Origin of the sequence: Paraburkholderia sp., from assembly GCF_036488505.1 — a bacterium.
Classification (GTDB): domain Bacteria; phylum Pseudomonadota; class Gammaproteobacteria; order Burkholderiales; family Burkholderiaceae; genus Paraburkholderia.
In genome coordinates this window covers 1-7,854 of sequence record NZ_DASXHN010000331.1, presented here as the reverse complement: position 1 = coordinate 7,854, position 7,854 = coordinate 1, and the positions used below count along the sequence as shown (strand labels likewise).

Here is a 7,854-nt window from a genome sequence, read left to right as displayed (position 1 = left end):
AAAGAAGCCCGGCGTGTCCAGATCAGCCCGGCTGCCTGACGTGTTCATGGTCAGCACCGCAGTATTCGCTTTAGGAGATTGTCATGTCTAGCATCGGACACGATGTAGTCGCAGGCCACGAGCACGTGCACGGCGACCATGCCCACGAAACGCCGCACGGCTGGCGTCGTTGGCTGTTCGCAACCAACCACAAGGACATCGGTACGCTGTACCTGATCTTCTCGTTCACCATGTTCCTGTCCGGGGGCGTGATGGCGCTGATGATCCGTGCCGAGCTGTTCGAACCGGGTCTGCAGATCATGCGCCCCGAGTTCTTCAACCAGTTGACCACCATGCACGGGCTCATCATGGTGTTCGGCGCGATCATGCCGGCGTTCGTCGGCTTCGCGAACTGGATGGTGCCGCTGCAGATCGGCGCATCGGACATGGCGTTCGCGCGGATGAACAACTTCAGCTTCTGGCTACTGCCGGTGGCCGCGGTGCTGCTGGTCGGTTCGTTCTTCGCGCCAGGCGGTGCGACTGCCGCGGGCTGGACGTTGTATGCGCCGCTCTCCACGCAGATGGGTCCCGGCATGGACTTCGCCATTTTCGCGATCCACCTGATGGGTGCTTCGTCGATCATGGGCGGCATCAACATCGTCGTGACGATCCTGAACATGCGTGCACCGGGGCTCACGCTGATGAAGATGCCGATGTTCGTATGGACCTGGCTGATCACCGCGTACCTGCTGATCGCCGTGATGCCGGTTCTGGCGGGGGCGATCACGATGGTGCTGTTCGACCGTCACTTCGGCACGTCGTTTTTCAATGCGGCAGGCGGCGGCGATCCGGTCATGTACCAGCACATCTTCTGGTTCTTCGGCCACCCCGAGGTGTACATCATGATTCTGCCGGCGTTCGGGATCGTGTCGCAGGTGATTCCGGCGTTCTCGCGCAAGCCGCTGTTCGGCTATAGCTCGATGGTGTATGCGACGGCATCGATCGCGATCCTGTCGTTCATGGTCTGGGCGCACCACATGTTCGTGACCGGCATGCCGGTCACGGGCCAGTTGTTCTTCATGTACGCGACGATGCTGATCGCGGTGCCGACCGGCGTGAAGGTATTCAACTGGGTCGCGACGATGTGGCGTGGTTCGCTCTCGTTCGAAACGCCGATGCTGTTCGCCGTTGGCTTCCTGATCGTGTTCACGTTCGGTGGCCTGTCCGGTCTGATGCTCGCGATGGCGCCGCTCGACATCCAGTATCACGGCACTTATTTCGTGGTCGCGCACTTCCACTACGTGCTGGTGGCGGGGTCACTGTTCGCGCTGTTCTCCGGGTGGTACTACTGGTCACCGAAGTGGACCGGCTGGATGTACAACGAAACGCGCGGCAAGATCCACTTCTGGGCGTCGATGTTCTTCTTCAACCTCGCGTTCCTGCCGATGCACTTCGTCGGGCTGGCCGGCATGCCGCGCCGTTATGCGGATTACCCGGCGCAGTTCACCGACTGGAACCAGGTGATCTCGATCGGCGCATTCGGCTTCGGTCTGTCGCAGGTGTACTTCCTGTTCGCGGTGGCGCTGCCGGCCTATCGTGGCGGCGGTGAGCACGTGGAAGCGGGCGACAAGCCGTGGGACGGCGCAACCGGCCTCGAGTGGACGGTGCCGAGCCCGGCGCCGTTCCACACGTTCGAGCATCCGCCGACCGTCGAGTAAGTCTTTCGGGCGAGGCGCGGGTTCCGGTGGCGCGAGACGCTGCAGATGGAACCAGGCGCTTCGCGCGGTTGCCGCCAGGCGGCGGCCTCACCGGTCAAGAAAAGTATTCAGAAAGTCGAGCATGACGCGCAACTCACAGGAAAGACGTACGCCGGAGCAGATTCGCGCGGGCAACAAGCGCATCGGACTGGTGATGTTCGCGATTGCGGCGTTGTTCTTCGCGAGCATCGTGGTCAAGCAGTGCTGGTTCAGCTGACGCAGCCGTTGAAGTCCGTTCGCGGGTTTGTTGAGGATTCAGATGTCGACGCAACCGCCGCCCGTGGCCGATCGGTCTTTCAATCGTTTGATGCTGATCAAGCTGTTCGTCGGCGCCTTGATGATGTTCGGCTTTGGCTTCGCGCTGGTTCCGATGTATCGCGCGATCTGCGAGATTACTGGCGCGAACAACCTCGTGCAGCGCGATACGACCGCGCGCGAGGCGAAGAACACTCAGGTCGACATGAGCCGCACGGTTTCAATCGAATTCGATGCGAACGCGCGCGGGCTGTTGGGTTTCAAGCCGGAGCAGCGTAGTCTCGACGTCCATCCGGGCGAAGTGACGACGGTGATGTACGAGGTCAGCAACCAGCAGTCGCGCACGGTTCACGCGCAGGCGATTCCAAGCTATGCGCCGAAGCAGGCGACCGAGTACTTCAAGAAGATCGAGTGTTTTTGCTTCACGCAGCAGACGTTGATTGCGGACGAGACCAGGCGGATGCCGGTGGTGTTCGTGGTCGACCCGAAGTTGCCGAAGGATGTGAAGACGATCACGTTGTCGTACACGTTTTTCGAATTGAACACGCCGGCCGCGTCGAGTGCGGACGAAGCGGTGCCTAGGGCCAACGCGACGAAGAGTTAATGCGGCAGTGGCGGTTAGCTCTGCGAGCCGGCCCGATCGCGCGAGCGGCCAACGAAGCAAGACCAGGGAAACGAAGTGAGATGATCGATAACGGCGGCGAGAAAGGCGGCAGCCCGCGCAAGAGCAGTTTCGGTCAGTCGATGCGAGCGGTGTTCTGGTCCTTTTTCGGTGTGCGCAGGCGCCGCGATCTGGAGGCGGACGCCGCCCAGCTCAATCCGCTGCATCTGATCGCGGCGGCGTTGATCGGCGCGGCGATCTTTATCGGAGTGCTGATTCTGGTCGTGCGAGCCGTCGTCGGTTGACAGTTTCTTCAGTGTCCGGGCCACGACGGAGTGCGGCCGCGCGAGTAGTACCGGGGTAGAGCATGGAAGCCCCAGGAATTAGAGTGAAGCGGTGCGGTATCGAAGCGCCGCCGAAGATACAGCCGGAGATTCCGGAACAACTGGACTGAAGTGGAGAATCAAGAATGAGCGGTCAAAACGAGAGCCCGTACTATTTCGTACCGCATCCGTCGCGGCATCCGATCAGCGCCGCTATCGGGTTGCTGGTCATGCTCGGATCGCTTGCGGCCTGGATCAACGAGCAGAGCTGGGCACCGCTCGGCGTCGCCGCCGGTTTGCTTTGGCTGCTCTTCACGTTGTGGCACTGGTTCGGCGACGCGATCGCGGAATCGGAAGGCGGCATGTACGGCAAGAACGTCGACCGGTCGTACCGCTGGAGCATGAGCTGGTTCATCTTTTCGGAAGTCATGTTCTTCGGCGCGTTTTTCGGCGCACTGTTCTACGCACGGGAAATCGCGCTGCATCAGCTCGGCAGCCTCGACTACAAGCTGATTTGGCCGGATTTTTCGGGGGTGTGGCCGAACAACGGTCCGGCCGAACTGGTATCGGCGTACAAGTCGATGCAACCGTGGCCGGTACCGACGATCAACACGGCGCTGCTGCTGTCGTTGGGCGCGACGCTGACGGTTTCGCACCACGCGCTGCGTGAGAATCATCGCCGCAAAGCGATCATCTGGCTGGCCGCTACGCTCCTGCTAGGGATGTCCTTCCTGGTGCTGCAGGGCTTCGAATATTTCGATGCGTACAACGCGCAGAATCTGACGCTGGCTTCGGGCATCTACGGTTCGACGTTCTTCCTGCTGACGGGCTTCCACGGCTTCCACGTGTTCCTCGGTGGCACGATGCTTGCGGTGGTGCTGGTGCGGCTGATCCGCGGCCACTTCACGGCCGAGCATCACTTCGCGTTCGAAGGCGCGGCGTGGTACTGGCACTTCGTCGACGTCGTGTGGCTCGGGTTGTACGTCGTCGTGTACTGGCTGTAACGCAGTCAGAGCCGCGCGCCGCTTTGCCGGGATTTGCGCGGGCCGTTCGCGCAGCGCGCTTCGGGCGGCGCGAACGAGCAGGATGCAAGGATTGATGCAGCGCCGCCCTCGACGTGTCAGGGCGGCGTTTTATTTGGCGAGGTGGAAATCTTGCTGCGGAGCTCGCGGCAGTGGGCTGCGGGTCCGGAGGTTGCAAACTGGCGGAAGTGGAGTGCGGTCTCGGCGGCGTCAACACGAGACTCGACGCGTGGCAGTCGACGCGTGAGACTCGGTGAGCACGAGACTCGATAGTTGGGCTTCAGCGCCCGTACGGGATGCCCGTCGACTGAATCCAGCCCATCCAGTGCGCGAACAGGATGAACAGGAATAGCGAGATCGACAGGCCGACCCGCGTGGCGAGCGACCAGACCATCCGCTTGGTTTTGCCTCTGTCGTGCATCATGAAGTACAGCGCCGACACCATGCTGGCGATGATCAGAGCAAACGCGATGGGAACGATAATGTGCATGAAATCAACCGAAACCGGAAAGCGCAATGGCAAGATTTTTATTATCGCACCGCGCCCGGGCGTCTGCCGTAGGTTGCCGCCGGTTCGCGCAGCGGTGACGGAGCGCGGGCAATGAAGTTTCGCCTGATTCCTGTGCTGCTGATCTTGCTCGTCGTTGTCGTGACGGTGCGGCTCGGTTTCTGGCAGCGAAACCGCGCGCATCAGAAGGAAGCGCTCGAGGCGCATATCACGCAGTTCGAGAACGCACCCGCGCTGCCGGTGAGCGCGGCGCCGGTTGTGCTGAAGGACGTCGAGTTCCATCGCGTATCGGCGCGCGGCACGTTTATCTCGGACAAGGTCGTGTACCTCGATAATCGGCCGCACAACGATCAGCCGGGCTTTTACGTCGTGATGGCTTTTAAACTGGCCGATGGGGGCTACGTGCTGGTGAATCGCGGCTGGCTGCCACGCAACATGGCCAACCGCGAGACGATCGCGCCGTACAAGACGCCGCAGGGCGAGGTCGAGATCGAAGGGATCGCGCGGGCCGATGCGTCGCGCGCATTCGAGTTGGGGCACAACGGTTCGGCTGCGCATCATCTGATCCGTCAAAATCTCGATGTTGCCGCGTATGCCGCCGAAACCGGGCTGCCGCTGCAATCATTCGTGATCCAGCAGACGAGCGACACCGGCGACGGCCTGGTGCGCGACTGGCCAGCGCCCACCACCGGGGTCGAGCGCAACTACGGCTACATGTTCCAGTGGTGGGGCATAGCCGCCGCGGCGCTTGGCTTTGGTCTGTACGCGGCGCGCCGCGCGGGCCGAAAAGAACGCGCACCAAGCGCATGACATCGAGCAAGCGCGGCCAGCAGCCGCCAATCATTGAAAGAGGTTTTGCAGTGTCGACTCAAACTCCCCGCTCGCCGCAAGCCGGCAAACCCATCGCGGCCAAAGCGATGCCCGGTCAACCGAACGGCCCCGGCTCGTGGCGGCGCGGCCGCTGGATCTTGCTGCTGCTCGCGGTGATCTGCGCGGCGCCGATCGCGATCTCGTATTTGATGTACTACGTGGTCAAACCGGCCGGCGGCAGCACGAACTATGGCGCGCTGATCGAGCCGCAGCGGCCGATCCCCGATTCACTAGTCGTCACCGGCGAAGACGGCAAGCCGCTCAAGCTCGCATCGTTGCGCGGCCATTGGCTAATGATCTCGGTCGACGGCAGCGCGTGCGACAAGGCCTGCGTGACGAAGCTCTATTTCATGCGGCAAATCCGCGCAGCCCAAGGTCCGGAACGCGAGCGCGTCGTCGAAGTGTGGCTTCGTACCGACGCCGGCCAGGTCGCCGACGTGCTACAACACGCGTACCCCGGCACGGATATGCTGATCGCCGACCCGGCGCAGGTGACCGCATGGCTTCCCGTCGACACCGGTACCCGGATCACCGACCACATTTTCCTCGTTGATCCGAACGGCAATCTGATGATGCGTTTCCCCAAAGATCCGGACCCGAGCAAGATCAAGAGTGACCTGACCAAGCTGCTCAAGTGGTCGCGTATCGGCTGATGCCGCAAACAGGTAGAAAAGATGTTCGTATTGCAACTGGCACTGATCGGCTTGTGTATCGCGTTGTTGCCGCTGTCCTACGTATGGGTCAAGGCCGACGACAACAAATTCCGCAAGCTGGTGTGGCTCACCACCTTCCTCACTCTCGACCTCGTGATGTTCGGCGGCTTCACGCGTCTCACCGATTCCGGTCTCGGTTGCCCGGACTGGCCGGGCTGCTACGGCACGTCGTCGCCGTTCATCGCGCACGCGGCGATCGCCGCTGCCTATCAGGCGATGCCAACCGGCCCGGTGAGCATGACGAAGGCGTGGATCGAAATGATCCACCGCTATTTCGCGATGGCGATCGGCGTGCTGATCATCGCGCAGACGGTGATCGCATGGACCGCGCGCATCAAGCGCCGTCCGTTGCACGTGTCGCCGTGGTGGCCGACCTCGTTGTTGCTGCTGATCGTCGTGCAGGGCGCGTTCGGCGCGTGGACCGTCACGATGAAGCTGCAGCCGATCATCGTCACCACGCACCTGTTGCTCGGCCTCGCGTTGCTCGGCACGCTCGGCTGGCTGGCCGCACGAATCACGCCGCTGCCCGCCTACGAACCCGAGGCCGCGCGTTGGCGCGCGGCGGCGCTCGCGGGCCTCGCTTTGCTGGTGTTGCAGATCGCGCTCGGCGGTTGGGTCAGCACGAATTACGCGGTGCTTGCCTGCACCGACTTCCCCACCTGCAACGGACAATGGATCCCGCCGATGGACTTCGCGCACGGCTTTCACTTGTGGCGCGCGCTAGGCATGAATGGCGACGGCGACCTGATCACCCAGGACGCGCTGGTCGCCATCCACTGGACACATCGCACTTTTGCGTTCGTCGTGATTGCCTATCTGCTGTGGTTCGCGCTGAAGCTGCGCCGCTTCGAGTCGCTGCGGCGGCCCGCCACCGGGGTGCTGCTCGTCGTGCTGATCCAGTTCGTCACCGGCTTGTCGAACATCGTGCTGCAATGGCCGTTACCGATCGCGGTGGCCCATAATGGCGGGGCGGCGATCCTGCTGCTTTTGCTCGTCATGTTAAACTTTCGGATCGCTTATAGCCGTCCCGGCCGCGCCGTATTCCCCGCGCGCGACGCCGCGCCAGCGTGACTCACATGGACAGCACAACACTCTCCCAGACGCCCGGCAACCGGGTTTCCCAATACCTCGCCCTGACCAAGCCGCGTGTCACGCAGCTTGCGGTGTTCTGCGCGGTCATCGGGATGTTCCTGTCCACGCCCGGCATGGTGCCGTGGACCGTGTTGATCGGCGGCACCGTCGGCATCTGGCTGCTGGCCGGCGCCGCATTCGCGATCAATTGCCTCGTCGAGCAGCAGATCGACGCGAAGATGCGCCGCACGTCGTGGCGCCCGTCCGCGCGCGGCGAAATCACCACCCCGCAGATCCTGGTGTTCTCGGCCGTGCTCGGCGGCCTCGGCATGTGGACGCTCTACACGTTCGCGAATCCGCTGACCATGTGGCTCACGCTCGCCACGTTCGTTGGTTATGCGGTCATCTATACGCTGCTGCTGAAGCCGGCCACGCCGCAGAACATCGTGATCGGCGGCGCGTCGGGCGCGATGCCGCCGGCGCTTGGCTGGGCCGCGGTCACGGGGCACGTGCCCGGCGACGCCTGGATCCTCGTGCTGATCATCTTCGTGTGGACGCCGCCGCATTTCTGGGCGCTCGCGCTGTATCGCCGCAAGGACTACGAAAACGCCGGCCTGCCGATGCTGCCGAACACGCACGGCGAAAAGTACACGCGCCTGCATATCCTGCTGTACACGGTCATCCTCTTTGCGGTTTCGCTGATGCCGTTTATCTCCGCCATGAGCGGGGTCGTGTATCTCGGCGCGGCGGTGCTG

10 protein-coding genes are annotated in these 7,854 nt (G+C 62.7%); 9 read left to right on the top strand and 1 reads right to left on the bottom strand.

Going from position 1 to position 7,854, the window contains the following annotated elements:
- Positions 1-83: 83 nt before the first annotated feature.
- The 5 genes from ctaD (at position 84) to VGH68_RS19245 (ending at position 3,919) form a co-directional block, all read left to right on the top strand.
- Positions 84-1,697, top strand: a complete 1,614-nt coding sequence (ctaD, locus tag VGH68_RS19265; protein ID WP_167048415.1) for a cytochrome c oxidase subunit I — start codon at positions 84-86, stop codon at positions 1,695-1,697.
- 121 nt (positions 1,698-1,818) lie between these two features.
- Positions 1,819-1,953 carry a cytochrome oxidase small assembly protein gene (locus VGH68_RS19260; RefSeq protein WP_331605278.1) on the top strand — a complete coding sequence of 45 codons (135 nt, stop codon included), beginning with the start codon at positions 1,819-1,821 and terminating at the stop codon, positions 1,951-1,953.
- Between the two features lie 42 nt (positions 1,954-1,995).
- The gene (locus tag VGH68_RS19255) at positions 1,996-2,595 is read left to right on the top strand and encodes a cytochrome c oxidase assembly protein (RefSeq protein WP_331605277.1); all 600 of its coding nucleotides are present in this window, start codon (positions 1,996-1,998) and stop codon (positions 2,593-2,595) included.
- Between the two features lie 80 nt (positions 2,596-2,675).
- Entirely contained in the window at positions 2,676-2,897 is a 222-nt protein-coding gene (locus VGH68_RS19250) for a DUF2970 domain-containing protein (protein ID WP_331605276.1), read from the top strand.
- Positions 2,898-3,061: 164 nt separating this feature from the next.
- Positions 3,062-3,919: a cytochrome c oxidase subunit 3 gene (locus tag VGH68_RS19245; protein ID WP_331605275.1), complete on the top strand. Its 858-nt coding sequence runs from the start codon at positions 3,062-3,064 to the stop codon at positions 3,917-3,919.
- Positions 3,920-4,217: 298 nt separating this feature from the next.
- On the opposite strand, the gene VGH68_RS19240 is transcribed toward VGH68_RS19245, so the two are convergent.
- Complete coding sequence (locus VGH68_RS19240; RefSeq protein ID WP_233828068.1) at positions 4,218-4,427, bottom strand: twin transmembrane helix small protein; 210 nt, start codon at positions 4,425-4,427, stop codon at positions 4,218-4,220.
- 111 nt (positions 4,428-4,538) lie between these two features.
- Here VGH68_RS19240 and VGH68_RS19235 point away from each other — a divergent pair, with 111 nt between their 5' ends.
- The 4 genes from VGH68_RS19235 to cyoE all read left to right on the top strand — a co-directional run.
- Positions 4,539-5,255: an SURF1 family protein gene (locus VGH68_RS19235; RefSeq protein WP_331605274.1), complete on the top strand. Its 717-nt coding sequence runs from the start codon at positions 4,539-4,541 to the stop codon at positions 5,253-5,255.
- 50 nt (positions 5,256-5,305) lie between these two features.
- Positions 5,306-5,968, top strand: a complete 663-nt coding sequence (locus tag VGH68_RS19230; RefSeq protein ID WP_331605273.1) for a cytochrome C oxidase subunit I — start codon at positions 5,306-5,308, stop codon at positions 5,966-5,968.
- A 21-nt stretch (positions 5,969-5,989) separates the two neighbouring features.
- Positions 5,990-7,099: a COX15/CtaA family protein gene (locus tag VGH68_RS19225; RefSeq protein WP_331605272.1), complete on the top strand. Its 1,110-nt coding sequence runs from the start codon at positions 5,990-5,992 to the stop codon at positions 7,097-7,099.
- A gap of 5 nt (positions 7,100-7,104) precedes the next feature.
- A partial coding sequence (cyoE, locus tag VGH68_RS19220) for a heme o synthase (RefSeq protein WP_331605271.1) occupies positions 7,105-7,854 on the top strand: 750 nt, incomplete at its 3' end.